The 26,541-nt window shown below is 68.4% G+C and carries 28 protein-coding genes and 1 tRNA gene; 14 read left to right on the top strand and 15 right to left on the bottom strand.

Annotated elements, in window-relative coordinates; genetic code table 11:
* Positions 1–43 precede the first annotated feature (43 nt).
* Together RN02_RS19645 and RN02_RS19640 are read right to left on the bottom strand one after the other, a co-directional pair.
* A complete protein-coding gene (locus RN02_RS19645; protein ID WP_043316099.1) occupies positions 44–1,522 on the bottom strand; it encodes a methyl-accepting chemotaxis protein in 1,479 nt (492 codons plus the stop codon).
* A 138-nt stretch (positions 1,523–1,660) separates the two neighbouring features.
* Positions 1,661–2,476, bottom strand: coding sequence for a TatD family hydrolase (locus tag RN02_RS19640; RefSeq protein ID WP_043316096.1), 816 nt, complete (start codon positions 2,474–2,476; stop codon positions 1,661–1,663).
* 223 nt (positions 2,477–2,699) lie between these two features.
* Here RN02_RS19640 and RN02_RS19635 point away from each other — a divergent pair, with 223 nt between their 5' ends.
* Together RN02_RS19635 and RN02_RS19630 are read left to right on the top strand one after the other, a co-directional pair.
* A complete protein-coding gene (locus RN02_RS19635; RefSeq protein WP_043316094.1) occupies positions 2,700–4,124 on the top strand; it encodes a transglycosylase SLT domain-containing protein in 1,425 nt (474 codons plus the stop codon).
* A 118-nt stretch (positions 4,125–4,242) separates the two neighbouring features.
* The gene (locus tag RN02_RS19630) at positions 4,243–4,677 is read left to right on the top strand and encodes a DoxX family protein (protein WP_043316092.1); all 435 of its coding nucleotides are present in this window, start codon (positions 4,243–4,245) and stop codon (positions 4,675–4,677) included.
* 64 nt (positions 4,678–4,741) lie between these two features.
* On the opposite strand, the gene RN02_RS19625 is transcribed toward RN02_RS19630, so the two are convergent.
* Entirely contained in the window at positions 4,742–5,773 is a 1,032-nt protein-coding gene (locus RN02_RS19625) for a YeiH family protein (protein ID WP_043316090.1), read from the bottom strand.
* A gap of 93 nt (positions 5,774–5,866) precedes the next feature.
* Here RN02_RS19625 and RN02_RS19620 point away from each other — a divergent pair, with 93 nt between their 5' ends.
* Positions 5,867–6,760, top strand: coding sequence for a LysR family transcriptional regulator (locus RN02_RS19620; RefSeq protein ID WP_043316088.1), 894 nt, complete (start codon positions 5,867–5,869; stop codon positions 6,758–6,760).
* Here the strand turns inward: RN02_RS19620 and thpR are convergent.
* Positions 6,750–7,283 carry an RNA 2',3'-cyclic phosphodiesterase gene (gene thpR, locus RN02_RS19615; protein WP_043316086.1) on the bottom strand — a complete coding sequence of 178 codons (534 nt, stop codon included), beginning with the start codon at positions 7,281–7,283 and terminating at the stop codon, positions 6,750–6,752. The genes RN02_RS19620 and thpR overlap by 11 nt on opposite strands.
* Positions 7,284–7,475: 192 nt before the next feature.
* On the opposite strand from thpR, the gene RN02_RS19610 reads away from it, so the two are divergent.
* Positions 7,476–7,796 (top strand): hypothetical protein, encoded by a 321-nt coding sequence (locus RN02_RS19610; protein ID WP_009621564.1) that lies wholly within the window; start codon positions 7,476–7,478, stop codon positions 7,794–7,796.
* Between the two features lie 983 nt (positions 7,797–8,779).
* Here the strand turns inward: RN02_RS19610 and greB are convergent.
* The 3 genes from greB to RN02_RS19595 are packed head-to-tail and all read right to left on the bottom strand — an operon-like array spanning position 8,780 to position 12,504.
* Positions 8,780–9,277 (bottom strand): transcription elongation factor GreB, encoded by a 498-nt coding sequence (greB, locus tag RN02_RS19605; protein ID WP_009623511.1) that lies wholly within the window; start codon positions 9,275–9,277, stop codon positions 8,780–8,782.
* 37 nt (positions 9,278–9,314) lie between these two features.
* On the bottom strand, positions 9,315–11,807 hold the full coding sequence (locus tag RN02_RS19600; RefSeq protein ID WP_152623786.1) for an ABC transporter permease: 2,493 nt from the start codon (positions 11,805–11,807) through the stop codon (positions 9,315–9,317).
* Between the two features lie 13 nt (positions 11,808–11,820).
* A complete protein-coding gene (locus tag RN02_RS19595; RefSeq protein WP_043316082.1) occupies positions 11,821–12,504 on the bottom strand; it encodes an ABC transporter ATP-binding protein in 684 nt (227 codons plus the stop codon).
* A gap of 10 nt (positions 12,505–12,514) precedes the next feature.
* On the opposite strand from RN02_RS19595, the gene RN02_RS19590 reads away from it, so the two are divergent.
* From RN02_RS19590 to RN02_RS19580, 3 genes are all read left to right on the top strand, one after another.
* Complete coding sequence (locus RN02_RS19590) at positions 12,515–13,120, top strand: arylesterase (RefSeq protein ID WP_043316080.1); 606 nt, start codon at positions 12,515–12,517, stop codon at positions 13,118–13,120.
* 71 nt (positions 13,121–13,191) lie between these two features.
* On the top strand, positions 13,192–13,470 hold the full coding sequence (locus RN02_RS19585; protein WP_009623507.1) for a hypothetical protein: 279 nt from the start codon (positions 13,192–13,194) through the stop codon (positions 13,468–13,470).
* 76 nt (positions 13,471–13,546) lie between these two features.
* On the top strand, positions 13,547–14,521 hold the full coding sequence (locus RN02_RS19580) for a L,D-transpeptidase family protein (RefSeq protein ID WP_009623505.1): 975 nt from the start codon (positions 13,547–13,549) through the stop codon (positions 14,519–14,521).
* 127 nt (positions 14,522–14,648) lie between these two features.
* Here RN02_RS19580 and oprI read toward each other — a convergent pair whose 3' ends face one another.
* Both oprI and RN02_RS19570 read right to left on the bottom strand, forming a co-directional pair.
* Positions 14,649–14,900, bottom strand: coding sequence for an outer membrane lipoprotei OprI (oprI, locus tag RN02_RS19575; protein WP_024128796.1), 252 nt, complete (start codon positions 14,898–14,900; stop codon positions 14,649–14,651).
* Positions 14,901–15,308: 408 nt separating this feature from the next.
* A tRNA-Ser gene (locus tag RN02_RS19570) sits at positions 15,309–15,398 on the bottom strand.
* Positions 15,399–15,559: 161 nt separating this feature from the next.
* On the opposite strand from RN02_RS19570, the gene earP reads away from it, so the two are divergent.
* Both earP and efp read left to right on the top strand, forming a co-directional pair.
* Positions 15,560–16,690, top strand: a complete 1,131-nt coding sequence (earP, locus tag RN02_RS19565; protein ID WP_043316079.1) for an elongation factor P maturation arginine rhamnosyltransferase EarP — start codon at positions 15,560–15,562, stop codon at positions 16,688–16,690.
* 43 nt (positions 16,691–16,733) lie between these two features.
* Positions 16,734–17,300, top strand: coding sequence for an elongation factor P (gene efp, locus RN02_RS19560; protein ID WP_009623501.1), 567 nt, complete (start codon positions 16,734–16,736; stop codon positions 17,298–17,300).
* 549 nt (positions 17,301–17,849) lie between these two features.
* On the opposite strand, the gene RN02_RS19555 is transcribed toward efp, so the two are convergent.
* The 4 genes from RN02_RS19555 to RN02_RS19540 all read right to left on the bottom strand — a co-directional run bounded on the left by RN02_RS19555 (position 17,850) and on the right by RN02_RS19540 (position 20,942).
* Positions 17,850–18,869 (bottom strand): alpha/beta hydrolase, encoded by a 1,020-nt coding sequence (locus RN02_RS19555; protein ID WP_043316077.1) that lies wholly within the window; start codon positions 18,867–18,869, stop codon positions 17,850–17,852.
* Between the two features lie 27 nt (positions 18,870–18,896).
* The gene (locus tag RN02_RS19550; RefSeq protein WP_009623499.1) at positions 18,897–19,325 is read right to left on the bottom strand and encodes an organic hydroperoxide resistance protein; all 429 of its coding nucleotides are present in this window, start codon (positions 19,323–19,325) and stop codon (positions 18,897–18,899) included.
* Between the two features lie 147 nt (positions 19,326–19,472).
* Positions 19,473–19,925, bottom strand: a complete 453-nt coding sequence (locus RN02_RS19545) for a MarR family winged helix-turn-helix transcriptional regulator (protein ID WP_043316076.1) — start codon at positions 19,923–19,925, stop codon at positions 19,473–19,475.
* Between the two features lie 48 nt (positions 19,926–19,973).
* Positions 19,974–20,942, bottom strand: a complete 969-nt coding sequence (locus RN02_RS19540; RefSeq protein WP_043316074.1) for a LysR family transcriptional regulator — start codon at positions 20,940–20,942, stop codon at positions 19,974–19,976.
* Positions 20,943–21,044: 102 nt separating this feature from the next.
* Between RN02_RS19540 and RN02_RS19535 the strand changes: the two genes are divergently transcribed.
* Positions 21,045–21,785: a sulfite exporter TauE/SafE family protein gene (locus tag RN02_RS19535; protein ID WP_043316072.1), complete on the top strand. Its 741-nt coding sequence runs from the start codon at positions 21,045–21,047 to the stop codon at positions 21,783–21,785.
* A gap of 6 nt (positions 21,786–21,791) precedes the next feature.
* On the opposite strand, the gene RN02_RS19530 is transcribed toward RN02_RS19535, so the two are convergent.
* Positions 21,792–22,646, bottom strand: coding sequence for a LysR substrate-binding domain-containing protein (locus tag RN02_RS19530; protein ID WP_009623491.1), 855 nt, complete (start codon positions 22,644–22,646; stop codon positions 21,792–21,794).
* 97 nt (positions 22,647–22,743) lie between these two features.
* On the opposite strand from RN02_RS19530, the gene RN02_RS19525 reads away from it, so the two are divergent.
* The 3 genes from RN02_RS19525 (at position 22,744) to RN02_RS19515 (ending at position 24,770) form a co-directional block, all read left to right on the top strand.
* Positions 22,744–22,977 (top strand): DUF1127 domain-containing protein, encoded by a 234-nt coding sequence (locus tag RN02_RS19525; protein WP_009623489.1) that lies wholly within the window; start codon positions 22,744–22,746, stop codon positions 22,975–22,977.
* A 36-nt stretch (positions 22,978–23,013) separates the two neighbouring features.
* On the top strand, positions 23,014–23,484 hold the full coding sequence (locus tag RN02_RS19520) for a DUF3291 domain-containing protein (protein WP_043316069.1): 471 nt from the start codon (positions 23,014–23,016) through the stop codon (positions 23,482–23,484).
* Positions 23,485–23,546: 62 nt separating this feature from the next.
* Complete coding sequence (locus RN02_RS19515) at positions 23,547–24,770, top strand: winged helix-turn-helix domain-containing protein (RefSeq protein ID WP_043316068.1); 1,224 nt, start codon at positions 23,547–23,549, stop codon at positions 24,768–24,770.
* A gap of 3 nt (positions 24,771–24,773) precedes the next feature.
* Here the strand turns inward: RN02_RS19515 and RN02_RS19510 are convergent, their stop codons facing one another.
* Positions 24,774–25,637: a universal stress protein gene (locus tag RN02_RS19510; RefSeq protein WP_009623480.1), complete on the bottom strand. Its 864-nt coding sequence runs from the start codon at positions 25,635–25,637 to the stop codon at positions 24,774–24,776.
* Positions 25,638–25,816: 179 nt separating this feature from the next.
* On the opposite strand from RN02_RS19510, the gene RN02_RS19505 reads away from it, so the two are divergent.
* Complete coding sequence (locus tag RN02_RS19505; protein ID WP_043316066.1) at positions 25,817–26,422, top strand: tRNA-(ms[2]io[6]A)-hydroxylase; 606 nt, start codon at positions 25,817–25,819, stop codon at positions 26,420–26,422.
* Positions 26,423–26,541: the final 119 nt, after the last annotated feature.

Genomic DNA, 26,541 nt, shown 5'->3' with positions numbered 1-26,541 from the left:
GCGGCCCGGACAATGCCGGGCCGCGTGGGGCAGGGCGGGGCGATTACAGGCGCAGCTGGCGGATCGCCCGGCTCAGCTCGCCGGCCAGCTCGGCCAACTGGTGGCTGGTGCCGGCCGAATCCACCGTCTGCTGCACGGTCAGCTCGGTGACGTCGCGGATGCCCACCACCGAGCGCGTCATCTCCTCGGCCACCTGGCTCTGCTGCTCGGCGGCCACGGCGATCTGCGTGTTGCTCTCGCGCATCAGCGCCACCGCCCCGGCGATGGCCGCCAGCGCCTCGCCGGCCTCCTGGGCCTGCTCGACGCAGCCGTCGGCCTTGATCGAGCTTTCCTGCATGAATTCCACGGCGTCGCGGGTGCCGGACTGCAGGGCGTTGATCATCTGGGTGATCTCGTCGGTGGAGTCCTGCACGCGCTTGGCCAGGTTGCGCACCTCGTCGGCCACCACGGCGAAGCCGCGGCCCATCTCGCCGGCGCGGGCGGCCTCGATGGCGGCGTTGAGGGCGAGCAGGTTGGTCTGCTCGGCGATGCCATGGATGACGCTGACCACGCTGCTGATCTTCTGGCTGTCCTCGGCCAACTGCTGGATCATCTGCGCGGTCTGTTGCACACCCTGGGACAGCCCGGCGATGGACTCGCCGACGCGGCCCACCACCTGTTGGCCGGCGCCGGCCAGGCGGTCGGCTTCCTGCGACTGGTCGCGGGTGTCGGCGGCGTGCTGGGCGATGTGGTGCACGGTGGTGGACATCTCGTTGATCGCGGTGGCGGCCTGGTCGGTCTCGCTCTGCTGGCCGAGCATGCCCTGGCGCACCTGGCCCATGCTCTGGGCGAGGGTGCGCGCGCCTTCGTCGAGGCGCCCGGCGGCCTGGGCCACGGTGCCGACCACGCGCTGGTAGCCGGCCTGCATGGCGTTGAAGGCAGTGGCCATCTGGCCCACCTCGTCGCGGCTGTCCAGCGGCACGCGGGCGGAAAGGTCGCCGCTGCGCTCCACGTGCTGCATCACATCGCGCAGCTTCAGCAGGTGGGTGAGGATGAAGCGGATCAGCAACTGCGAGGCGGCCAGCAGGGCCATCATCAGCACCAGCACCGCGCCGGCGTAAGCCAGGGCGCGCTCGCCGAACACCTGCCAGAGATCGGCCCCGGGGGCCAGCACCGCGATGCGCTGGCCGTCGCCGGCATCCCGCACCCAGGCGCCGGCCAGCGGGCCGAGGCGGCTGGAGGCGCCGCCCAGGTCGACCCAGCCGTTGCCGCGAGCCAGCGCGCCGGTGTCCACGCCCGGCAGTTGCGGGGCGCTGCCGCTGGCGAAGCTCAGCAGGTTGTCGGCGCTGGGCAGCGCCGTGCCGGCCGGCCAGTTCTGCAGCAGCCGGGCCTGGACCTCGGCGCCCTGGCGGGCGGCCTGGTTGCGTGCGTCCACCTCCTGGTGCATGGCGAACAGCACGAGCAGCAAGGTGGTGAAGAAGGCGACCGCGTTCACGGCCCAGAACTTGTACTTCAGAGAGATATCGCGGATCCAGGCGCCCATGGGGATGCTTCTTGTAGTGGGAATGATGGCTTTTGGCCTTCATTCTCGTTGAAGAGAAGAAGTCTGTCTTGATGAGGGTCAAGACAGCTTCGCCTCCCAGGTTAGCGTCGCTTTCCGGACATTCTTGAGGGGTATTCGTCAGCCTTGTTCGGCAATTTCCGACAGGCCAAAGAAGCGCCGGGCGCAGGCCGTGGTATGGGCCGCCAGGCCGTCTTCCGTCTCGCCGCGATGCAGGGCGGTGACGCGCAACACCTCGGGGAGGAAGGCCGGCTCGTTCTGCCCGTGCTTCGGCTTTGGCCGCAGGCTGCGCGGCAGCAGGTAGGGGGCGTCGCTCTCCAGCATCAGGCGGCCGCGGGGGATTTCCCGCACCAGCTCCTGCAGGTGGGTGCCGCGGCGCTCGTCGCAGATCCAGCCGGTGATGCCGATGTGCAGGCCGAGATCGAGATAGTTGTAGAGCGTGCGCCGCTCGCCGGTGAAACAATGCACCACGGCGGCCGGCAACTGGTCGCGGAAGCCCTTGAGGATGGCCAGCAGGCGCTCGCCGGCGTCGCGCTCGTGGATGAACACCGGGCGCTGCAGTTCCACGGCCAGGGCCAACTGCTCCTCGAAAGCCTTTTCCTGTTGCTGCCGTGGCGAGAAATCCCGATTGAAGTCAAGGCCGCACTCGCCGACCGCGCGTACCCTGTCTTCCGCCAGCAGGCCCCGCAGGGTGGCGGCGCTGGCGCTGTTCCACTGCGAAGCATCGTGCGGGTGGACGCCGGCAGTGCAGAACAGCCGTTGGCCGCTTTCGTCGTGTTCGCGGCACAGGCGCAGGGCGGCTTCGCTCTCGTCGAGGCTGGTGCCGGTCAGCACCATCTGCACCACGCCGGCGCCGATGGCCTGCTCGATGACCGCCGGCAACCGGTTGGCGAAAGTCGGATGAGTGAGGTTGACGCCAATGTCGATCAGTTGCATGTTTCTTCCCTTCGGGCGGGCAGCATAGCAGAATCTTCTGTTTTCTTAAGAAAGCCTTAAAAAACAGCCTGTTGAATGCACTTGTGAAAGTGCTTCGGGAATTTTGGATTGGCATCGATCTCCGCTTGTGAGACGCTCGCGCCCCTTTTTTCGGGGCCGGGAACTTGTAAGGGACGCCGGTTTCTCAGGACCGCCGGCGAATCACCAATCCTTGGAGACCTGGATGACGCGACTGCTGCTGCTCACTCTCTGCTTGCTGGCATGGCTGCCGCAGCCGGCGGCCGCGCGCCTGACCAGCCAGCCGGACAACTGGCAGCGCGAGAGCGCCGACACCCGAGACCTGGCCAGCATCCGCAGCAGCGGCGTGCTGCGCGTGCTGGTCAACCAGAGCCGCAACAGCTCCGGCGAGATCAAGGGCGAGCCCATCGGCGTCGAGTACAACCGCCTGCGCGCCTTCGAGCAATACCTCAACGACAACGCCCCCGGGCGCAAGCCGCTCACCCTGAAGTTCATTCCCAAGGCCAAGGATCAACTGCTGGCCGCGCTGCTGCGTGGCGAAGGCGACCTGGTCGCCCCCGGCGAGGTGCTGGTGGCCCGCGATGGCCAGGATGTCGCCGCCAGCCTGCCGTGGCGCCAGGATGTGCCGCTGGTGCTGGTCTCGCGCCAGGGCAACAAGCGCTACGCGCGCCTGGAGCAGCTGGCCGGCAAGCGCATCGCCCTGGCCCCCGGCAGCGCCGCCGGCGAGGCTATCGGGCAGGTCAACGAGCACCTCGCGCAACGCCGCCTGGCGCCCATCGGCATCGACTGGGTGGACCCGTCCCTGGCGGTGGAAGACGTGCTGGAGATGGTCCAGGCCGGCATCTACCCCTGCACCGTGGTGGAACAGCCGATCGCCGAGCGCTGGGCCAAGGTGTTCAAGAAGATCCGCATCGACCGCCACCTGGTGCTCGACAACCGCCAGAACATGACCTGGTACGTGCGCCGCGACGCCTCCATGCTGCACGCCAGCGTCGACCGCTTCCTCAAGGACTACCACGCCCCGGCGGAGCAGGACGGCAACTTCCAGCGCCTGTACCGCCACGCCTACCAGGTGCGCAACCCGCTGGAGAAGGGCGACCGCAAGAAGCTCGAAGCGGTGCGCCCGACCCTGCAGCGCTTCGCCGAGCAGTACCGCCTCGACTGGCTGGCCCTGGCCGCGGTGGCCTACAAGGAATCCAACCTCACCCCCGGCGCCCGCGGCGCGTCCGGCGCCACCGGGCTGATGCAGGTCACCCCGGCGGCGGCGCGCAGCGTCGGCCTCAGCTCGGTGGAAGGCAAGGAGAACAACGTGCAGGCCGCCAGCAAGTACCTGGCCATGCTGCGCCGCGACTACTTCAACAGCCCGCGCATGGACGAGCACGAGCGCCTGGGCTTCATCCTCGCCGCCTACAACGTCGGCGCCGAGCGCGTCCAGGGCCTGCGCGCCGAGGCCCGCCGCCAGGGCCTGAACCCGGACCGCTGGTTCTTCCAGGTGGAACGCGTGGCGGCCCAGGAAGTGGGCATGGGCGTGGTGAACTACGTCAGCAGCGTCAACAAGTACTATCTTGCCTATCAGCGGGAGCGCGATGGGTTGGAGTCCCGGCAGCGGGTAGCTTCCGTCCAGAAGTGATCTGTAGTTTCGATATGTTTTAGCGTGTTTTTGCGCTTTTTATATCGAATCAATGATCTATATTGCTGCTCAAGCAACGACGGTTGCCTCACCCACTCCCTCTGCACAAGGACGCACCATGAACGCTCTCGTCAAATCCATCCTCTCCACCAACGCCGGCGTCGGCCTGGCCGTGCTGCGCATCACCACCGGCCTGACCTTCATGGCCCACGGCTCGCAGAAGCTCTTCGGCCTGTTCGGCGGCCCGGGCCTGTCGGGCATGGCCCAGTGGCTGGAATCCCTCGGCGTGACCCCCGGTTACCTGATGGCCACCCTGGCGGGCAGCGCGGAGTTCTTCGGTGGGCTGTTCCTGGTGCTCGGCCTGCTGGTGCGCCTGGCCAGCATCCCGCTGATCGTCGCCATGCTGGTGGCCGTGTTCAGCGTGCACATCGCCAACGGCTTCTTCATCACCAGCAACGGCTTCGAATACGCCTTCACCCTGATCATGATCAGCGTGGCCCTGCTCATCAGCGGCGCCGGTCCCTTCTCCCTGGACCGCAAGCTCTCCAGCTGAGCGATTGCGAGCCCATGAAAAAGGCGGATGCCCAGCGGCATCCGCCTTTTTCGTTGCCTGCGCTTCAGCCCAGCAGGTGTTGCACGCCGCTATTGATCAGGCCGCCGCCCAGCAGCAGGAAGACGAACAGCCCGGCGCCCAGCAGCAGCGGTTTGGGGCCTTCGCGGCGCAGGTCGCCGAGGCGGGTGGCCAGGCCCAGGGCGGCCATGGCCATGCCCAGCAGCACGTCGTCCAGCTGTTGCAGCGGCGCCAGCCAGGCGTGCGGCACCAGGCCCAGCGAACGCAGGCCGGTGACCAGCAGGAAGGCCACGGCGAAGCCGGGGATGTGCAGGCGGCGCTTGCCTTCGCCGGCTGCTTCCTCGCCGGCGGCGAAGCGCCCCAGGCAGAGCAGGGCCGGGGCCAGCAGCAGGACGCGGAGCATCTTGCTGATCAGCGCGGCGTCGGCGGCGGCCGGGTCCATGGCGCGGCCGGCGGCGACCACCTGGGCCACCTCGTGGATGGTCGAGCCGCTGAAGATGCCGAAGGCCTTGGCGCTGCCGAACAGGTGCGGCAGGTGGGCGAACAGCAGTGGGTGCAGGAGCATGGCCAGGGTGCCGAACAGCACCACGGTGGCCACCGCCACGGCGGTGTGCTCGGCGCGGGCGCGCAGCACCGGGCTGCTCGCCATGACCGCGGCGGCGCCGCAGATGGCGCTGCCGGCGCCGATCAGCAGGGCGCTTTCGCGCGGCAGCTTGAGCCAGCGCACGCCGACCCAGCCGGCGACCAGCAGGGTGCTGGCGACCATCAGCACGTCGATCACCAGCGCCGCCGGGCCGAGGGCGGCGATGTCCTGGAAGGTCAGGCGCAGGCCGTAGAGCACCACGCCCAGGCGCAGCAGCTGCTGGCGCGACAGCTCGACGCCGGGGCGCAGGCCGCCGAAGCGGGCCAGGCCGAGGTTGCCCAGCAGCAGGCCGAGGAGGATGGCCAGGGTCAGGCTGCCCAGGCCGAGGTGACTGATGGCGGGGATGCGCACCAGCAGGTTGGCGGCGCCGGCGATCAGCAGGCAGAGCAGGGCGCCGGGGACCAGGTAGGGCGTGCGGCGCAGGCGGGTAAGCATGACGGGCTCCTTGTGTAAGGTGCTGCCATGGTGTGCGCTGCCTGCTTAGTGTAAAAACGGATTGTTCTTATTGGATCAAACGGTTTTATCGATATGGCCCCGCGAATCACCCTGCGCCAGTTGGCCACCTTCACCGCCATCGCCGAGCACGGCAATGTGACCCAGGCGGCCGCCGCCATCGCGCTTTCGCAATCGGCGGCCAGCCAGGCGTTGCAGGAGCTGGAGCGCACCCTGCAGACGCGCCTGTTCGACCGCAGCGGCAAGCGCCTGGCGCTCAACGACAACGGCCGCGCCCTGTATCCCCGGGCCTGCGCCCTGCTGGCCCAGGGCGCCGAGCTGGAGACGCTGTTCCAGCACGCGCCGGTGCAACTGGCCCTGGGCGCCAGCCGCAGCATCGGCGGCTACCTGCTGCCGCGGGTGATGGCCGGGTTCCTCGCCGAACTGCCGGACAGCCGCCTGCAACTGCAGGTGGCCAACAGCCGCGAGATCCTGGCCGCGCTCTGCGAGTTCCGCCTGGACGTGGCCTACATCGAGTCGCCCATCCAGCATCCGCAGGTGCAATTGTTGCCCTGGGTCGAGGACGAGTTGCTGCTGGTCGCGGCGCCCGAGCATCCGCTGGCACGGGCGGCGCAGGTGACCTTCGAACAGTTGGCGGCGACACGCTGGATCCTCCGCGAGGCCGGCTCCGGCACCCGGGTGACCTTCGAGCAGCAGGTGCTGCCGCGCCTGGGCAGCCTGGCGGCGCCGCTGGAGGTGAGCAACGCCGAGGCGATCAAGCACCTGGTGGCCAGCGGGGCCGGCATCAGCTGCCTGTCGCGGCGGGTGGTGGCCGACGAGCTGGCCAGCGGCGAGCTGGTCGCCCTGGACAATCCCCTGGGGCCGCTGCGGCGCACCTTCTTCCGCGCACTGCACGTGGACAAGTACCCGACCCAGGGGCTACGCCGCTTCCTCGATTACGCCGAGGCGTGGGCGGCGCTCAATCGCTGAGCGCCCGTTCGCCGTCCAGGGGCCAGCGGCCGATGGCCCGGTAATGCACGCCGTGGGGGCCGTTCTCCGAGCTGTACAGCACCAGCTCGCGGGCCGGCCAGGCGAACTGCGCCATGGCGTCGGGTGTCTGGCGGCAGTGACGGGCCAGGGTCAGGTGCGGGCGGAAGGGCCGCCGCTCGATCTCGAAGCCGCTGAGCTGCAGGGCATCTTGCAGGGCCTGGACCAGGCCGGGCAGCGCTGGCGGGATGGCCGTCGGCGCCAGGTGCAGGATGCCGTTGCGCCAGCGTTCCAGGCGATCCAGCAGCAGTTCGAAGGGTGCGCGCGGCAGGCTCGCGCCCAGGGCCAGCAGCTCGGCCTTGCGGGCGCGCGGCACCGCGCCGAGGAAGGCCAGGGTGAGGTGCAGGTTGGCCGCCGCCACCGGCTGGCCGTCGATGGCCAGGCCGTCGCGCCAGGCGGCCAGGGGCGCGCGGATTTCCTCCGGGCAGGGCAGGGCGAAGAACAGGCGCAGGGGTGGGGTGCTCATCGGGGCTCTCTCGTCGGCCGGAAGTCGCCTTGACAGTATCGCCGGGGCTTCTCTAGGATGCCGCACAGCGCCGATTTAAGTAGCAACTTGCGGGGCGCTGATGCCTCAGGGGCATCGAAATACCGCTAAAGCGCTGGTTCGGTGCGCCTCTCGCCGCGTCCAGCAGGACCCCAGAGGCGGAGACATGACACCATGACCTGTCCCAATCCCCAGGTGCGCCTGGCCCCCATCACCACCGGCCTTTTGCGGCGCAACCCACGCATCCTGCTGTGCGGCCACCACCAGCCCACCCTGGTTCGCTACCTTGAAGGCTGGCCGAAGCGCTGGCAGGGCTCGCGCACCTTCCTCATCCAGTTCGCCGCCGACCTCGCGGAAATCGCCCGCTTCCCCCGCGACCATTTCGACTTCGCGGTGATCCAGTCGCCGCGCGCCGAGGAACTGCAGCCGCTGGTCCACGAGCTGACCCGCGTCGCCCGCCAGGGGCTGATCACCCGCCGGCCGCCGGTGTTCTGAGGGGGCGATAGCCGGATCCACCGGCGCGATTCGTGGATGAGATCCGCTCCTACGCTGCCCCGCCCGCGCCATTCCCATGTAGGAGCGCGCCCTGCGCGCGAAATCGCGGGCAGGCCTGCGGCCCCCTCACCCTAACCCTCTCCCGGAGGGAGAGGGGACCGTTCGGAGTGCGTTGGTGTTTCGGCGTTAGCCGGCTAGTACAGGGATTGCCGGCTGAAACCCGGCCGTCTCTCGGCACGGCCTAGCCCCCTCTCCCTCCGGGAGAGGGCTGGGGTGAGGGGAAAGCCCGCTCCTACAGGTTGCACGGCATTCCCCCGTAGGAGCGGACCTTGTCCGCGATAGCCGGAACCACTGGCGCGATTCGCGGATGAGATCCGCTCCTACGCTGCCCCGCCCGCGCCATTCCCTTGTAGGAGCGCGCCCTGCGCGCGAAATTGCGGGCAGGCCTGTGGCCCCCTCACCCTAACCCTCTCCCGGAGGGAGAGGGGACCGTTCGGAGTGCGTTGGTGTTTCGGCGTTAGCCGGCACAGGGATCGCCGGTGAACCAGGCCTCCTCTCGGCACGGCCTAGCTCCCTCTCCCTCCGGGAGGGGACCGTTCGGAGTGTATTGGTGTTTCGGCGTTAGCCGGCTAGTACAGGGATTGCCGGCTGAAACCAGGCCCTCTCTCGGCACGGACTAGCTCCCTCTCCCTCCGGGAGAGGGCTGGGGTGAGGGGAAAGCCCGTGCGCCGATGTCATTTCCCTGTAGGAGCGCGCCCTGCGCGCGATTCGCGGGCAGGGCCCGCTACAGGTTGCACGGTATTCCTCCCCCCGTAGGAGCAACTGTCTTGCGCCGAGGTGCTCTTCGTAGGATGGGTTGAGCTTGCGAAACCCATGCGGTTGCGCTGATGGGTATCGCTTCGCTCAACGCCATCCTACGAAAAGCCGTGCTTCCTGGGACCGTAGGAGGGGGCCTTGTCAGCGATTACACCGCGGGGCTTCGCTCAGGGATAGTCGATCTCGACCACGAACCAGAGCTTCTCGCCCGCCGGCGTCCGCACCACTACCTCGGCGTCCAGTTCCTTGCCCACCAGGGCGCGGGCCAGGGGCGAGTCGATGCTGATCTGGTTGCTGCGCAGGTCCAGTTCGTCCGGGCCGACGATGCGGTAGCGGGCCTGTTCGCCGTCCTCGTCCTCCAGCGTCACCCAGGCGCCGAAGTAGACCTTGTTCGGGTCGCCCGGGCGGTCGCGCACCACCTTGAGGTTCTCCAGGCGCTTGCGCAGGAAGCGCACGCGGCTGTCGATCTCGCGCAGCATCTTCTTGCCGTAGATGTACTCGGCGTTCTCCGAGCGGTCGCCGAGCGCGGCCGCCTCGCTCACCGCCTGGGTCACCTGGGGGCGGCGCACGTTCCACAGTTCGTGCAGTTCGGCGCGCAGGCGCGCCTCGCCTTCGGGGGTGATCAACGGGGTTCCGGCGGTGCGCGGCGGGCGATAGCGGCTCATGGGGTTCCGGCTGTGGCTGGGCAAGCCTGGAAGTCTATCAGCCTTCGCGGAGCAGGCGCAGCGGGCTCAGGGTCAGCGCCCGGCGCGTGCCGAACAGCCCGGCGCCGCCCACCAGCAACGCGCCCAGCAGCGGCAGGCCGAGCAGCCAGGGGTGCGGATGCCAGGGCAACTGGAACACCAGGCTGTAGAGCAGGTAGCTGATCAGCTCGCAGCCCAGGGCCGCCAGCACGCCGCTGACCGCGCCGAGCAGGGCGAACTCGCTGCGCCGGGTGCGTTGCAGCAGCTCGCGCTCGGCGCCCAGGGCGCGCAGCAGGGCGCCCTGGCGCAGGCGCTCGTCGAGGGTGGCCTGCAGGCCGGCGAAGAGCACTACGAAGCCGGCGGCGAGGACGAACACCAGCACGTATTCCACCGCCAGGGTGACCTGGTCGAGGATGCTGCGCAGCTGCGCCAGCAGCACGTCCACCGGCAGCAGGGTGACGGTGGGGAAGGCTCGGGCCAGCTCGATGGCGCTGCGCTGGTCGCTGCCGGGCAGGTAGAAGCTGGTCAGGTAGGTCACCGGCAGGTCGGCGAGAGTGCCGGGCTGGAAGACCATGAAGAAGTTCGGCTGGAAGTTGTCCCACTTCACCGAGCGCAGGCTCTGCACCTGCACCTCGCGGGTCTGCCCGGCGACGTTGAAGCTCAGGCGGTCGCCGAGCTTGATGCCGAGGTTGCCGGCGAGTTTTTCCTCCACCGAGACGCCGGGCAGTTCGCCGGCCGGCGCGTCGCCCCACCAGCGCCCGGCCACCAGCTGGTTGCCGGCGGGCAGCTTCTGCGACCAGGTCAGGCCGAGGTCGCGCTGCAGGGCGCGCTCGCTGCGCACGTCTTCGCTGAGCGTCTGCACCGGCTGGCCGTTCACCGCCACCAGGCGCCCGGGGACCATGGGGAACAGCCCTTCGGCGTTGGGCGAGACCTGGCGCACGCGGGCTTCGAAGGCGTCCTTTTCCGCCGGCAGGATGTTCAGGGCGAAATAGTTGGGCGCGTTGGCCGGCAACTGGGCGTGCCAGGTGTCCAGCAGTTCGCCGCGCAGCAGGGCGATCAGCGCCATGGCCAGCAGGATCAGGCCGAAGGCCAGGCTTTGCCCGGCGGCGGCCAGCGGGTGGCGCAGCAACTGGCCCAGGCCCAGGCGCCAGGGCAGGCTGGCGCGCGACAGCAGGCGGCGCAGGCCGTTCAGGGCGAGCAGCAGCAGGGCGCCGAGGATGGCTGCGGCGACCACGCCGCCGCCCAGCAGGGCCAGGGTCAGGCGCAGGTCCAGGCTCAGCCGCCACATGATCAGGCCCAGCGCCAGCAGCGCGCAGCCGTAGGCCAGCCAACTGCGCATGGGTACTGGCAGCAGGTCGCTGCGCAGCACCCGCAGCGGCGGCACCCGGCCCAGGGCGGCCAGCGGCGGCAGGGCGAAACCGGCGAGGGCGACCAGGCCGGTGGCCACGCCGGCCAGCGCCGGCACTGGCCCGGCCGGCGGAATCTGTGGCGGCAGCAGGTCGCCCAGCAGCGTCACCAGGCCGAGCTGCGCCAGGTAGCCGAGCAGCGCGCCGAGCAGGCTGGCGGCCAGGCCCAGGCTGAACAGCTGCAGGCCATAGAGCAGCAGCGCTTCGCGGCGCGTCAGGCCCAGGCAGCGGAGCAGGGCGCTGGCGTCGAAGCGGCGGGCGGCGAAGCGGTTGGCCGAGAGCGCCACCGCCACGCCGGCGAGGAGGATGGCCGCCAGGCTGGCCAGGTTCAGGTAGCGCTCGGCGCGCTCCAGGGCGTCGCCGATCTGGCGGTTGCCGTGGTGCGCGTCGAGCAGCCGCTGGTTCGCCGCAAGCCCCGGTTCCACCGCGCGGCGGTAAGCCTGCAGGGCCTGGCCGTCGCCTTCCCAGAGGTCGCGGTAGCGCACCCGGCTGCCGGGCTGGACCACGCCGGTGGCCTCCAGGTCGTGCAGGTTCATCAGCACCCGCGGGGTGAGGCTGTAGAAGTCGCCGGCGCGGTCCGGCTCGTAGGTCAGCACGCGGGCGATGCGCAGGGCCTGGCGGCCGATCTCGATGCTGTCGCCGACCTTCAGGTCGAGGCTGGTGAGCAGCCGCGACTCCACCCAGACCTCGCCGGGTTGCGGCCGGCCGCCGGCGCGTTCCGGCTCCAGGGGCGCCGCCGCGCTCTTCAGCTCGCCGCGCAGCGGGTAGCTGTCGTCCACCGCCTTGACGCTGCTGAGCTGGATGCCCTGGTCGGTGGCGATGACGCTGGAGAACTCGACGCTGTAGGCGTGCTTCAGGCCCAGGCGATTGCCGCTGTCGATCTGCTCCGGCGCGGCCGGCTGGGTGCCGCTGAGGACCAGGTCGGCGCCGAGGAATTCCGAGGCGCGCACCAGCATGGCGCCGTTCAATCGCGCGCTGAAATAGCCGATGGCGGAGCTGGCGGCCACCGCCACCAGCAGGGCGAAGAACAGCACGCGCAGCTCGCCGCTGCTCCACTCGCGCAGCAATTGGCGCAGGGCCAGGCCGAACAGACGCGACAGCGGCAGCGATTTCATCGGCTCAGGGCTCCGCGTGGTCGATCAGGTGGCCGCTTTCCAGGCGGATCTGCCGCTGGCAGCGGTGCGCCAGGCGCTCGTCGTGGGTGACCAGGACCAGGGTGGTGCGGCGCTCGCGGTTGAGCTCGAAGAGCAGGTCGCTGATGCGCTCGCCGGTGGTGCTGTCGAGGTTGCCGGTGGGCTCGTCGGCGAACAGCACGTCGGGTTCGGCGGCGAAGGCGCGGGCGATGGCGACGCGCTGCTGCTCGCCGCCGGAGAGCTGGCGCGGGTAGTGGGTCAGGCGCTGGCCCAGGCCGACGCGCTCGAGCAGGGTGCGGGCGCGCTCGCGGGCGTCGCTGCGGCCCTCCAGCTCCAGGGGTAGCATGACGTTTTCCAGGGCGTCGAGGCTGTCGAGCAGCTGGAACGACTGGAAGACGAAGCCGACGTGGGCGGCGCGCACCCGCGCGCGCTGGTCCTCGTCGAGCTCGCCCAGGTGGTGCCCGGCCAGTTCCACGCTGCCGCCGCTGGGCTCGTCGAGCCCGGCCAGCAGGCCGAGCAGGGTGGACTTGCCGGAGCCGGAACTGCCGACGATGGCCAGGCTGTCGCCGCGCTGCAGGGCCAGGGAGAGGTCGTGGAGGATGGTCAGCTCGCCTTCCGCGCTGGGAACGACCTTGCTAAGGTTGCGCGCGGTGAGAATGCTTTCGCTCATGGAGGGTCCGATGCGTGCATGGCTATCGAGCGTCTGCCTGGCGTTGCTGCTGGTCGCCCAGCAAGCCGCGGCGCAGACGCTGCTGGTCGTCGGCGATAGTATCAGCGCCGGTTTGGGGGTGGATACCGGCCGCGGCTGGGTCAGCCTGCTGGAACAGCGGCTGAAGGACGAGGGTTTCGACTACCGGGTGGTCAATGCCTCGGTCAGCGGCGACACCAGCGCCGGTGGCCTGGCGCGCCTGCCGGCGCTGCTTTCCGGGGAGAAACCCAGCGTCGTTGTGATCGAGCTGGGCGGCAACGACGGCCTGCGCGGGCAGGCGCCGCAGCAATTGCAACAGAATCTTGCTTCGATGGTCGCGGCCTCGCGCCAGGCCGGGGCCAAGGTGCTGCTGCTGGGCATGCGCCTGCCGCCCAACTACGGTGAACGCTATACCCAGGCTTTCGCCCGGGTGTTCCAGCAGGTCGCCGAGCAGGGCGGGGTGCCGCTGGTGCCGTTCTTCCTCGATGGCGTGGGCGGCGTGCCGCAGATGATGCAGGCCGACGGCATCCATCCGGCCGTGGTCGCGCAGCCGCGCCTGCTGGAGAACGTCTGGCCGCAGCTCAAGCCGCTGCTCTGATCGCCGGGCTGTCGGAAGGCTTCCCCGCGCGGGAGCTTTCCGCTATGTTTGCGCACCCTTCAGGAGCCGCCATGTCCCGCCCCGCCTGGACCCTCTTCGCCTACCAGCTGATCGAACCCGATTCCCAGCTCGATCTGTTCGCCTGCCGCGAGGTGCGCGTGCATCTCGTCGCCCGGCAGCTGGAGCTCGGCTCCCCCGCGGACCGCACCCTGTGCGGCGGCCTGCTGCCGGCGCAACCGCTCTGGCGCGAGGCCCGGCGACCGCAGCTGCGCGACCGGCGGCTGTGCCCGGAATGCCTGAAACGCCTGGAACAGGAAAAACGCGGGCAACGATTTTCCTGGGTATTGTGAACTCTCCCGGAAAATAGGGTCTGAGTGGTACACTACCGCCCCCTCTGTCAACTGTGCTCTCGCCAAGGATCTCCGGATGTTGTCGCGTGTTATCGCCGCCTGCTCGCTGTCTTTTGCCGCGCTGCTCTCGGCCGGCCCCGTTTCCGCCCTCGAGCTGCCGCTGCCGGCGCCCGGCGAGGATATCGTCGGCCAGGTGCAGGTCATCAAGGCCAAGTACGAAGACACCTTCGCCGACCTCGGCCAGACCTATGACCTGGGCTACCAGGAGATGCTCGCCGCCAACCCGGGCGTCGACGCCTGGCTGCCCGGCGTGGGCACCGAGGTCATCATCCCGACGCGCTTCATCCTGCCGCCGGGCCCGCGCGAAGGCATCGTGATCAACATCGCCGAGTACCGCCTGTACTACTTCCCCAAAGGCAAGAACGTGGTCTACACCTACCCGCTGGGTATCGGCCGCGAGGGCTGGGGCTCGCCCATCGCCCACACCAGCATCGTCGCCAAGACCAAGGACCCGGCCTGGTACCCGCCGGCGTCGATCCGCGCCGAGCACGCCGCCGACGGCGACCCGCTGCCGACCGTGGTGCCGCCGGGGCCGGACAACCCGCTGGGCCCGTTCAAGATGTCGCTGGGCGTTCCCGGCTACCTGATCCACGGCTCGAACAAGAAGTTCGGCATCGGCACCCGCACCAGCCACGGTTGCTTCCGCATGTACAACGGCGACGTGACCGAGCTGTTCCCGATGGTGCCGGTGGGCACTTCGGTGCGCATCATCAACGAGCCGTACAAGTTCGGCCGCAGTGAAGGCAAGATCTACCTCGAGGCCCATACGCCGATCGACGACCACGGCAATCCCTCGGTCGTGGACAAGCACACCGCGGTGATCAACGCGCTGCTCAAGCGCGAAGACATCGCCAACCAGATGCAGATGGACTGGAACGTGGTGCGCGAAGTGGTGGCCGCCGAAGACGGCCTGCCAGTGGCCATCGCCATGCCGCAGCAGCCCGGTTCCTCGGTGGCTGCCAGCGAGAACACCACCGTGCAGATGCCCTGACGCCTGCGCCGTTGTGCCGAGCCCGCCGACCGCAAGGTCCGCGGGCTTTTCATTGCCTAGGAGAAAGTCCGGGCAATAAAAAAGCCGACCTCGAGAGGTCGGCTTTTCGAACAGATCCGAGGATCTATTACTTGCGGCTGGCTTTGTCCAGCATACGCAGAGCGCGCTCGTTAGCCTCGTCAGCAGTCTGCTGGGCTTTCTGAGCAGCGGCCAGAGCTTCGTCAGCGTGACGATAGGCTTCGTCAGCGCGGGCTTGGGCACGGGCAGCGGCGTCTTCAGTAGCGGTCAGACGGGCTTCGGTTTCTTTCGAGTGGCTGCTGCAACCGGTGGCCAGAACAGCAGCCAGAGCCAGAGCAGAGAATTTCAGAACGTTGTTCATCGTGTTCCCCTTAAGGTGGACATTTCCATTAAAGCAATTCCCCATGGGACTGGGAAATTAGCCGGACTACATAGTACTCATTACTTGTAGTAAGTAAACTGACCAAGCGCAAGTACGGCACTTTTTTTTCATGCCGGGCCTGCTTGAACTCTTAATTGCCCGGTAGTTGTGCAAAAAATGTGCAAGTGTCCGCGACTGCCCTACAGCGGGGCTGTTGGGAGGAGCCGAGGCGAGGGCGGAATATCCGAGTATAGACGTCCGAAGTAATGCTAAAACGCGATAGGACGAAAGTCTGCTGGGAACTAATGGCGACTAACTGTGTCGCCAATTGCAAGGGTGCATTGCGAGTGCAACGCGCTGGAACGAAAAAGCCCGGCTAACTTCATCAGTCAGCCGGGCTTTTTGATCTGGCGGTGAGGGAGGGATTCGAACCCTCGATACGGTTTCCCGTATACACACTTTCCAGGCGTGCTCCTTCAACCGCTCGGACACCTCACCAGGGTTTCGACAGCGCTGTGTCTGTCGAGGCGCGCACTTTACTCAAAGGTTTTCCGAAAGGCAAATGTTTTTTCAACGGATTCATCGGCTTAAGGACGTCGAGGGGAAACCGGGGCGGCCCGCCTTGCTAAACTGGCGGCTTCCTTCCAAAGGCGAGTGCGATGGCGAGCTGGGACATCTTCTGCTGCGTGGTGGACAACTATGGCGACATCGGCGTGACCTGGCGCCTGGCGCGCCAGCTCGCCGGCGAGCATGGCCAGGCGGTGCGCCTGTGGGTGGACGACCTGAATGCCTTCGCGCGGCTGTGCCCCGGGGCCGATCCGGCGCTGCCCGGCCAGCGCCAGGCGGGCGTCGAAGTCCGCCACTGGCCTGCGCTGTGGGAAGACACGCCGGCCGCCGACGTGGTCATCGAGGCATTCGCCTGCCCGTTGCCGCCGGCTTATGTGGAGGCCATGCGCGAGCGCGCCGTGCCACCGCTGTGGCTGAACCTGGAATACCTCAGCGCCGAGGACTGGGTGGCTGCCTGCCACGGCCTGCCTTCGCTGCAGGCCAACGGCCTGCAGAAGTACTTCTATTTCCCCGGGGTGCAGCCGGGCGTCGGCGGCCTGCTGCGGGAGGCGGGGCTGATCGAGCGGCGCCGGGCCTTCCAGGCGGACGACGCCAGCCGCCGGGCATTCCTGGCCTCCCTTGGCGTGGAAGTGGAGGGTAGGGAGCGTCTGATTTCCCTGTTCGCCTACGAGAACCCGGCGCTGGCGTCCTGGCTGGACGCGCTGGCGCAAGACGCGCAGCCGACGCTGCTGCTGGTGCCGGAAGGGCGGGTGCTGGGTGATGTCGCCGACTGGCTGGGCCTGCCGGGGCTGGCGCCGGGCGACCGCCATCGGCGCGGCAACCTGCGCCTGCAGGTCTTGCCGTTCGTCCGCCAGGAGGACTACGACCTGCTGCTGTGGAGCTGCGACCTCAATGCGGTGCGCGGCGAGGATTCCTTCGTTCGTGCGCTCTGGGCGGGGCGGCCATTCGTCTGGCACATCTATGAGCAGGAGGAGGGCGTGCACCTGGAGAAGCTGGACGCCTTCCTCTCTATCTATACCCAGGGCATGGAGCCCGGGCTCGAGGCTGACCTGCTGGCCTACTGGCACGCCTGGAACGGCCTTGGCAATGCGGCGACGGCCTGGGCGACGCTGCAGAAACGGGCCGGAGCCTGGCGGGAATGGGCGCTGCGCTGGAGCGAAAAGCATGCCGCACAGCCGGATCTCGCCGCGGGGCTGGTGCGTTTTTATACAAATTGGCTATGATACGTCCCCTGTTTTTTGTCTCCAATCCAAATCGGATATTCGTATGAAAACCGCTCAAGAGTTCCGCGCAGGCCAGGTTGCCAACATCAACGGCGCCCCCTGGGTCATCCAGAAGGCCGAGTTCAACAAGTCCGGCCGTAACAGCGCCGTCGTCAAGATGAAGCTGAAGAACCTGCTGACCGGCGCCGGCACCGAGACCGTGTTCAAGGCCGATGACAAGCTGGAACCGATCATCCTCGACCGCAAGGAAGTGACCTACTCCTACTTCGCGGACCCGCTGTACGTCTTCATGGACAACGAGTTCAACCAGTACGAGATCGAGAAGGGCGACCTGGAAGGCGTGCTGACCTTCATCGAAGACGGCATGACCGACGTCTGCGAAGCGGTTTTCTACAACGACAAGGTGATCTCCGTCGAACTGCCGACCACCATCGTTCGTGAAATCGTCTACACCGAGCCGGCTGTCCGTGGCGATACTTCTGGCAAGGTCATGAAGACCGCTCGCCTGAAGAACGGTGCCGAGCTGCAGGTTTCCGCGTTCTGCGAAATCGGCGACTCCATCGAGATCGATACCCGCACCGGCGAGTACAAGTCCCGCGTCAAGGCCTGAGCCTTCGCGTGATGTGAAAAGCCCGGCAGATGCCGTAGAGCTTTTCACTCAAGAAAGAATGCCGTTTCTCTTTCTGGGAGAAACGGCATTTTTTCATTCGCGAACTCCCCGCCACGCAGGCCCGAACCAGGCGCCCCCGGGCGTAGGAGCAACTGTCTTGCCGGCTGCGCCAAGGTGCGCCTCAACGCATGGGTTGAGCCTTGGCGAAACCCATGCGGTCCAGGTGATGGGTATCGCTTCGCTCAACGCCATCCTACGGGTCTTGTGTTTGCCGGAGGGGGTAGGAGCGGGCCTTGTCCGCGATAGCCGGACGTATCGGCGCGTTTCGCGGATGAGATCCGCCCCAGCCGCGCCACTCCCCTGTAGGAGCGCGCCCTGCGCGCGAATCGCGGGCAGGGCCCGCTCCTACAAGTTGCTGGGAAGGACTCCGTCCGCGATTGGAACCACCGGCCACGCCGGACGCCCCGGTGGCACGAACTGCCCCCTCTCCCTTCGGGAGAAGGCTGGGGTGAGGGGGCAGATGCCGGGCTTCTTCGTTTCTGGCGTCCGTTACTTAAGGTGCGCCTTCAACTCCTCGCCGGCCTGGCGCATGGCGGCCTGCACGGCGGGCACCTTGGCCAGCGGGTTGAGCAGGCCGTAGTCGTGGATCATGCCGTTGTAGCGCGTGGCGGCGACGGCCACGCCGGCGGCGTCCAGCTTGCGGGCGTAGGCTTCGCCTTCGTCGCGCAGCACGTCGAACTCGGCGGTCTGCACCAGTGCCGGCGGCAGGCCTTTCAGTTGCTCGGTGCTGGCGCGCAGCGGCGAGGCGTAGATTTCGGCGCGCTGCTTGGCGTCGGTGGTGTAGCTGTCCCAGAACCACTGCATCATCGGCTTGGTGAGGAAGTGCCCCTGGGCGAACTGGCCGTATGAGCCGGTCTCGAAGCTGGCGTCGGTCACCGGCCACAGCAGGGCCTGGAAGCGCAGCTTCGGTGTGCCCTTGTCCTTGGCCATCAGTGCGACCACCGCGGCCATGTTGCCGCCGACGCTGTTGCCGGCCACCGCCAGGCGCGCGCCGTCGACGTCGATTTCCTTGCCGTGCTCGGCTACCCACCTGGTGGCGGCGTAGGCCTGGTTGATCGCCACCGGGTAATGGGCCTCGGGGGAGGGCGTGTAGTCGACGTACACCGCCACCGCGCCGGAGTTCACCACCAGGTCGCGGATCAGCCGGGCGTGGGTCGGGTAGTCGCCCAGCACCCAGCCGCCGCCGTGGAAGAACATGAAAGCGGGCAGGGTGCCCTTGGCGCCTGCCGGGCGCACGATGGTCAGCTTGATGCGCTGGCCGTCTGCCTGGATGGTCTTCTCGCTGACGTTGGTGCCGGAAAGGTCGACCTTCACCGAGGCCTGGGCGCCGCTCAGCACCGCGCGGGCGTCTTTCGGCGACAGGGTTTCCAGAGGTTTGCCGCCGCCGGCCTGCAGGGCTTCGAGGAAGGCCTGGGTGTCGTGCTGCACGCCGGGGCTGCCGGCGGCGAAGGCGTTGCCGATGGCCAGGGCGAGCAGGCCGCCTGCGAGGGTTTTGCTGAGCGCTTTCATGTTCGGGTCTCCTTGGGCTGGGTGGGGTCAGACGGCGATGTTCAGGCGCACGTCGATGTTGCCGCGGGTGGCGTTGGAGTACGGGCAGACCTGGTGGGCCGCGGCCACCAATTCCTCGGCGACGGCGCGTTCCAGGCCCGGCAGGGCGATGTTCAGTTCCACTTCCAGGCCGAAGCCGCCGGGGATCTGGCCGATGCCGACCTTGCCGGTGATGGAGGCGTCGGCGGGCAACTGGCGCTTGCTCTGGCTGGCGACGAACTTCAGCGCGCCGATGAAGCAGGCCGAGTAGCCGGCGGCGAAGAGCTGTTCGGGGTTGGTCGCGGCGCCGCCCTGGCCGCCCAGTTCGCGCGGGGTGGTCAGTTTCACGTCGAGGTTGCCGTCGGAGGAGACGGCGCGGCCGTCGCGGCCTCCGGTCGCGGTGGCAGTGGCGGTGTAGAGGGCTTTGATGGTTTGCATGGCGGTGTCTCCGGATGTCTGTTTGTTCGTTAAAATTTTGCGCACTAACTAAGTGCGTGAGGCAGAAGTTAGTCCTGTGTTATTTTGCGTGCAATATATTTATTGGAAGAATTCGCGATAAGGTATTCGCGATCCTGGAATAAGCGCCTAGTCCGAGCCTTGCAGGCTGCCGCGCAGGTCCACCAGTTCGTTCTTCAGCCTGCCCAGTTCTTCGAGGGACAGGCCGCTGGCGGCGAGGATGCAGGCCGGGATGCTCTCGGCCTGCTGGCGCAGCTCCCGGCCCTTGTCGGTCAGGCGCAGTTCGACCACCCGCTCGTCGCTGGCGCTGCGCTTGCGGGTGATCAGGCCTTCGCCTTCCAGGCGCTTGAGCAGCGGGGTGAGGGAGCCGGGGTCGGTGAGCATGCGCGCGCTGATCTCGCCGACGGTGATGCCGTCCTGTTCCCAGAGCACCAGCATGGCGATGTACTGCGGGTAGGTCAGGCCCAGTTGCTGGAGCAGGGGCTTGTACACCTTGGTCATCTGCAGCGAGGTGGAGTAGAGGGCGAAGCACAGCTGGTTGTCGAGCTTGAGCGATTCGCAGGCGTCCTTGGGTTGGCTCATGACGGGCCTCCGAATAGATGATTGCGCCTTAATTTAGCGCGCTGGCTATTATTTCGCCAGTTCGTTGCCTGCCAGGTGCGCGGCGAGGGCGCTGTCCCAGGGCGGCGGGAAGCCGAAGCGCTCGACGAGGAAGGCCAGCAGGCGCTGGCTGCGCGGGTGGGTGCCGCGCTCCAGGCGCAGGGCGTGGATGCCGCCCGGTTCGGCTTCCGGCAGGCCCGGCTCGCAGAACAGCGGCTGCAGTTCGCCGTGCACCAGGTATTCGCTGCACAGCCAGGTCGGCAGGTGGGCCAGGCCGAGCCCCTGCAGGGCGCCTTCGACCAGGGTTTCCGCGTTGTTGGCGGTCAGCCGCAGGCGTCGTGGGCGCAGGTGCTGCAGGCGCCCGTCGACGGCGAAGCGCCAGGCCAGCGGCGGCGCCAGGCCTTCCCAGTCCAGGCCGACGTGCTCGGGCAACTGCAGCGGCGAGGTCGGCCGGCCGTGGCGGGCCAGGTAGTCGGCGCTGGCGCAGACGATGCGGCGCATGGGCGCCAGCGGCGTGGCCACCAGGCGGCTGTCCGGCAGCGGGCCGATGCGCAGCACCAGGTCGACCTGGCCGAGGTTGTCGCCCTGCAGGTCGGTGAAGCTGTCGATCAGGCGCAGCTGCACGTCCAGGCCGGGGTTGGCCTTGAGGAAGTCGGCGATGGCCGGTGCCAGGTGGCGGCGGCCGAAGGGCACGGGCGCGTCTATGCGGATCAGGCCTTCGGGCGCGGTGCTCAGCGACACCGCCTCGGCGCGGGCCTGGCGCAGTTCCTCGACTATGCGCCGGGCGCGCTCGGCGAAGGCCAGGCCCGCCGGCGTGGCGCGCACCACGTGGGTGCTGCGGGCCAGCAGCGGGCTGCCGAGGCCGCGTTCGAGGGCATCCATGCGCCGCGCCACCGCCGAGGGCGTGAGCTGGCGCAGGCGCGCGGCGGCGGAAAAGCTGCCGCTGTCGAGCACGTCGAGGAACAGGTCCAACTGGTCTTCCAGGACGGTGGGAGTCATGGTGCTTGCCTATGCGTAAAGCGCAAAGCCATTGTGCTGGGCTTTGCGTTTCCCATCCAGCGGCGGTTTTCTAGCATGGCCTCGACGTATTTGGAGGTTCGCATGCTGGAGATGGGGCTGGATTTCGTCCTGGGGTTGGTCCTGGGTTGCCTGGGCGGGTTGTTCGGCATCGGCGGCGGCCTGCTGGCGATCCCGGCGCTGGGCGTGCTGTTCGGCCTCGACCAGCAACTGGCCCAGGGCACGGCATTGGTGATGGTGGTGCCCAACGTGCTGCTGGCGCTGCGCCGTTATCACCAGCGCAATCGCATCGATCCCGGCCAGGCGGCGGTGCTCGCGGTGACCGGTCTGTTCTGCGCCTTTCTCGCCTCCAGCCTGGCGCTGCGCATCGACGCAGCGCATATGCGCACGGCCTTCGTGGTGTTCCTGCTGACTCTGGCCGGCTATCTGCTGCTGCGCCAGCGTGGCGAGGCGCAGCCGCGCGAGGAAACGCCGGGCCTGCCCTGGTTCGCCGCCCTCGGCCTGGGCGCGGGTTCCCTGGGCGGGCTGTTCGGGGTGGGCGGCGGCGTGCTGGCCACGCCGGTGCTGACCTCGCTGTTCGGCTTCACCCAGGTGGTGGCCCAGGGGCTGGCCCTGGCGTTGGCCGCGCCGAGCACGGCGGTGGCGCTGGGCACCTATGCGCTGCATGGCCACGTCGACTGGCGCATGGGCGCTTGCCTCGCGGCCGGCGGCCTGCTGAGCATCTCCTGGGGCGTGAAGCTGGCCCACGCGCTGCCCGAGCGCGCCCTGCGCTTCGCCTTCAGCCTGTTCCTGGTGGTTTGCGCGCTGCTCCTGCTGCGCCAGTGAGCCGGTTCAGGCGGCGAAGCCTTCGACGATGTAGTCGGCCAGCTTGTCGGTGACCGGCGACTGCCGCGCCGGGTTGCGCAGCAGCACGATGCTCGCCGAGGGCAGGGCCGGCAGGCCTTCCTCCTCGCCGATGATGCGCAGGTTGCCGGTGAGCAGGCTGCGCAGCTGGGCGGTGACCGCCAGGCCCGCGCTGGCCACGGCGAACAGCGCGGAGAGGCTGGGGCTGCTGTAGGCGATGCGGTAGTCGATCTCCAGCGCTTCCAGGGCATTGCAGGCCCAGGCGCGGCAGAAGCAGGTGGTGTTGAACATCGCCAGCGGCAGCGGGCGCTGTTCCTGCGGGCAGAAGCTTTCCGCGGCCATCCAGACGAAGGGCTCCTGGCGCAGCAACTGGCCGATCTCGGTGCCCGGCTCGCGGGTGACTATGGTCAGGTCCAGGTCCTTGCGGGTGAGCAGTTGCGAGGAGCTCTCGCAATGCACTTCCACCTGCACCAGCGGGTAGGCCTGGGCGAAGCGCGAGAGGATTTCCGGGAGGAAGCGCATCACGTAGTCGTCCGGCGTGCCGATGCGCACCGCGCCGACCATGTGCGGCTGGCGCAGGGTGTTGAACACCTCGCCCTGCAGCCGCAGGATGCGCCGCGCGTAGCCCAGCAGCACCTGGCCTTCGGGCGTCAGGCGCACCTGGCGGCCGTCGCGCTCGAACAGGGTGCGTTCCAGCACGTCTTCCTCCAGGCGCTTCATCTGCATGCTCACCGCCGACTGGGTGCGGTTGACCACCTCGGCGGCGCGGGTGAAGCCGCCGTGGTCGGCGATGGCGACGAAGGTGCGCAGCAGTTCGCTGTCGATGCTGGGGAAGGCGCTCATACATCAATCTCCAAGATGGGATGCATAAGAATGATTCGTTGGATTGATCTTATGCCCGGCGCGAGACTGGCGCCAACCCCACAGGGAGGACGACACGATGAAAGCGCAATTCGGTTTCGTGATGACACCCTCGGCCTTCACCCGCCGGCACGCCGGCGCGGCCTTCTGGCAGCGCCTGCTGGGCCGCATCCGGCGCTGGCGGGAACTGGCCCGGCAGCGCGAGCAGTTGGCCAGGCTCAGCGATGCGGCGCTCAAGGACATCGGCCTGAGCCGCGCCGACATCCTGCAGGAGGCGGAAAAGCCCTTCTGGATCGACCACCTGCGTCGCTGAACCCCTTCTATATTGCACGAGCACAAGGAAAGGCCCATGCCGCACCGCTACCACCTGGCCCAGGTCAACATCGCCCGGGCCAGGGCCCCTCTCGACCACCCGCTGATGCAGGATTTCGTCGACCAGCTGGCGCCCATCAACGCCCTGGCCGAAGCCAGCCCCGGCTTCGTCTGGCGCCTGCAGGACGAGGCGGGCGACGCCACCGGCGTCCAGGCCTTCGACGACCCGTGGATCATCGTCAACCTGTCGCTCTGGGAATCCCTGGATGCGTTGCGCGACTATGTCTATGGCGGCGAGCACCTGAGCGTGCTGCGCCGGCGCAAGGAATGGATGGAGAAGCTGCCGGGGCCGAGCCTGGCGCTCTGGTGGCTGCCGGCCGGGCAACTGCCGACCTTGGCCCAGGCCCGTGCGGCATTGCAGCGTCTGGCCGAACATGGGCCGAGCGCCGAGGCTTTCAGCATCGCCCGGCCGTTCCCCGCGCCCAGCGCGCAGGCCCTGCCGGCCTGATGTCGGTGCTGGCGGCTTTGGCGTAGGATCGGGGGCTTCGATCCAGCCAGCAGGAAGCGCCCATGACCGACAGCCTGTCCCTCAAGCAAGCCCGCCGCCTGGCCCTGGCGGCCCAGGGCTTCGCCAGCCGGCGCCCGCGCGCCCAGGTGCAGCGCCGGCACCTGCAACAGGTGCTGGAACGCCTGGGCGTGCTGCAGATCGACTCGGTCAACGCCCTGACCCGCTCGCACTACCTGCCGCTGTTCTCGCGCCTGGGCAGCTACCCGCAGGCCCTGCTGGACGAGGCGGCCTGGAGCGCCGGGCGGCATCGGCGGATGTTCGAGTACTGGGGGCACGAGGCGTCCCTGCTGCCGCTGGAGCTCTATCCGCTGATGCGCTGGCGCATGCGTCGCGCGGCCGTGGGGCAGGGCATCTACAAGCAGTTGGCGCGCTTCGGCGAGGAACGCCGCGAGGTGATCGAGCGCGTGCTGCAGGCGGTGCGCGAGCAGGGCGCCCTGGGCGCCGGCAGCCTGACCACCCGCAGCGAGCGGGCCGGCCCCTGGTGGGACTGGAGCGACGAGAAGCACGCCCTGGAATGGCTGTTCGCCGCCGGCGAGGTGACGGTGGCCGGGCGCCGTGGCTTCGAGCGGCTGTATGACCTGCCGGAGCGGGTGCTGCCTGCTGCTGTGCTGGATGCGCCCGAGCTGGATGCCGAGCAGGCCCAGCGCGGCCTCCTGTTGCATGCCGCCAACGCCCTGGGCGTGGCCAGCGAGACCGACCTGCGCGACTACTTCCGCCTGGAGCCGGCGGACAGCAAGGCGCGCCTGGCCGAACTGGTCGAGGCCGGCGCGCTGCGCCAGGTGCGCGTGCAGGGCTGGCCGCAGGCGGCCTACGTCGCCGGCGAGCCGGTCATTCCGCGCAAGGTGGCGGCCAGCGCGCTGCTGTCGCCCTTCGACTCCCTGGTGTGGGAGCGCGCCCGCACCGAGCGGCTGTTCGACTTCCGCTACCGCCTGGAGATCTACACCCCGCAGCACAAGCGGGTCTACGGCTACTACGTGCTGCCCTTCCTGTTCGGCGAACGCCTGGCGGCGCGCATCGACCTGCGCGCCGAGCGGGCGGCGGGGCGCCTGGCGGTCCATGCCGTGCACGAGGAGCGGCGGCCGCTGGGCGAGGAGGGGATGCTGGCGCTGGCCGGCCAGTTGCGCGAAATGGCCACCTGGCTGGGCCTGGAGGATGTGCATGTGAACTGCCGCAAGGCGGAGGGCGTCCGCCTGCGGGCGATGCTTGGCGCCGGGGCTGGCGCCTAGCTATCAGGCCTTGGCCGCCAGCTCGTCGAGGTGGGCGATGACTTCGTCCGGCTTGAGCACCAGCACGTCACTTTCCAGGGCGTCGAGCACCACCTCGGCGGTGTTGCCGATCAGCGCGCCGGAGAAGCCGGTGCGCGCCACGGTGCCGATCACCGTCACCGCCGCGTCCAACTGGTGCGCGGTACGCGGGATGAGCACGTCGGCCGGGCCTTCCTCGATGTGCAGATGCTGGTCGTCCACCCCGTACTCGGCCTGGAACGCCTTGCAGGCCTCGCGGTAGCGGGCCTCGATGGTCTCGCTGAGCTGGAAGGTCGGGTCGGCGGCGGACAGCATCGGCGAGGGGTGGGCGCTGATCACGTGCAACTGGCCGTGGGTCAGCCCAGCGATGTCGTAGGCGTGGCTGACGATATTGGCGTGCAGCGCGTGGTGCTCGGCATCGTTGTTGCCGACGTCGACCGCGGCGAGGATGTTGCGCCCGGCCCAGGGCGTGGCGCTCTTCACCAGCAGCACGGGGGCGGGGCAGTAGCGCAGCAGCTTCCAGTCGTCGGGGGTGAGCAGCGCCTTCTTCAGCGGGCTGTCGGGGTGGTGCTGCTTGACCACCAGGCCGCAGCCTTCGGCCTGCTGCTCGGCGATGATGGTGGCGTGCAGGCTGTCGTGCCAGGCCTGCCGGCAACTGCTGCTGTAGCCTTCCTCGCGCAGGCTGGCGGTCAGCTCCTCCAGCCGGGCGCCGGCGTCGCCTTGCTTGCTGCAGGCCAGCAGGTGCAGGTGGGATTGAGTGACGCTGGCGATCAGCTTGGCGCGCTTGAGCGCCAGGCCGTCGGGCTGGTCGGGGGCCACTACTACGAGAATGCTGCGGATGGCTTGCATGGTCGTCTCCCTTGGCACTTGCCGTTGCTTTGCAGCAACTGTAGACGCGATCCGGCCGAGCGGTTCTTGAGGTGCATCAAGTGTGGCGCTGGCCGTGCGCCGCTGCATTCGTATAATGCTCCGCCTTTGGCCGCCGGCGAACCCTTTTGCGCGGCGGCGATGAGTGACTGGAGCCCGTCATGTTGTCCGAAATCCGCGAATTCCTCGGTTGCGCCACGCCCGATGCCTGGGTCGAGGCCGCGTTGCGGGACCAGGAAGTGCTGCTGATCGACCACAAGAACAACGAGTTCAAGGCCGCCAGCACCGCCCTGGCGCTGATCGCCAAGTACAGCGCCTACGAGGAGCTGGTGAACTTCATGTCGCGCCTGGCGCGCGAGGAACTGCGCCACCACGAGCAGGTGCTGGCGATCCTCAAGAAGCGCGGCATTCCCCTGCGGCCGATCTCCGCCGGCCGCTACGCCTCGGGCCTGCGCGCGGCGGTGCGCAACCACGAGCCGCACAAGCTGGTCGACACCCTGATCGTCGGCGCCTTCATCGAATGCCGCAGCTGCGAGCGCTTCGCCGCCCTGGTCGACCACCTGGATGCGGACCTGGCGAAGTTCTATGGTTCGCTGCTCAAGTCCGAGGCGCGGCACTTCCAGGGATACCTGGCATTGGCGCGGCGCTATGGCGACGAGGCCGATATCCAGCGGCGGGTGGCGGATATTCGTGAGGTCGAGGCGGCTCTCATCAGTTCGCCGGACGAGGAGTTCCGCTTTCATAGCGGTGTGCCGCGGGTGGCTTGAGGCTTTTGGCTTTTGGCTTTTTTGTAATTGGATGGACTCACCCTCACCGAGGCGTCGAGGCGCCACGGTGGCGGTCTAAGAAGCCACCGACAGTGAGGGTGAGTCCATGAAAAAGCATA

The sequence above is a fragment of the Pseudomonas sp. PI1 genome (assembly GCF_000812405.1).
Classification (GTDB): domain Bacteria; phylum Pseudomonadota; class Gammaproteobacteria; order Pseudomonadales; family Pseudomonadaceae; genus Pseudomonas; species Pseudomonas citronellolis.
This window is presented reverse-complemented; position numbering and strand designations above follow the sequence as displayed.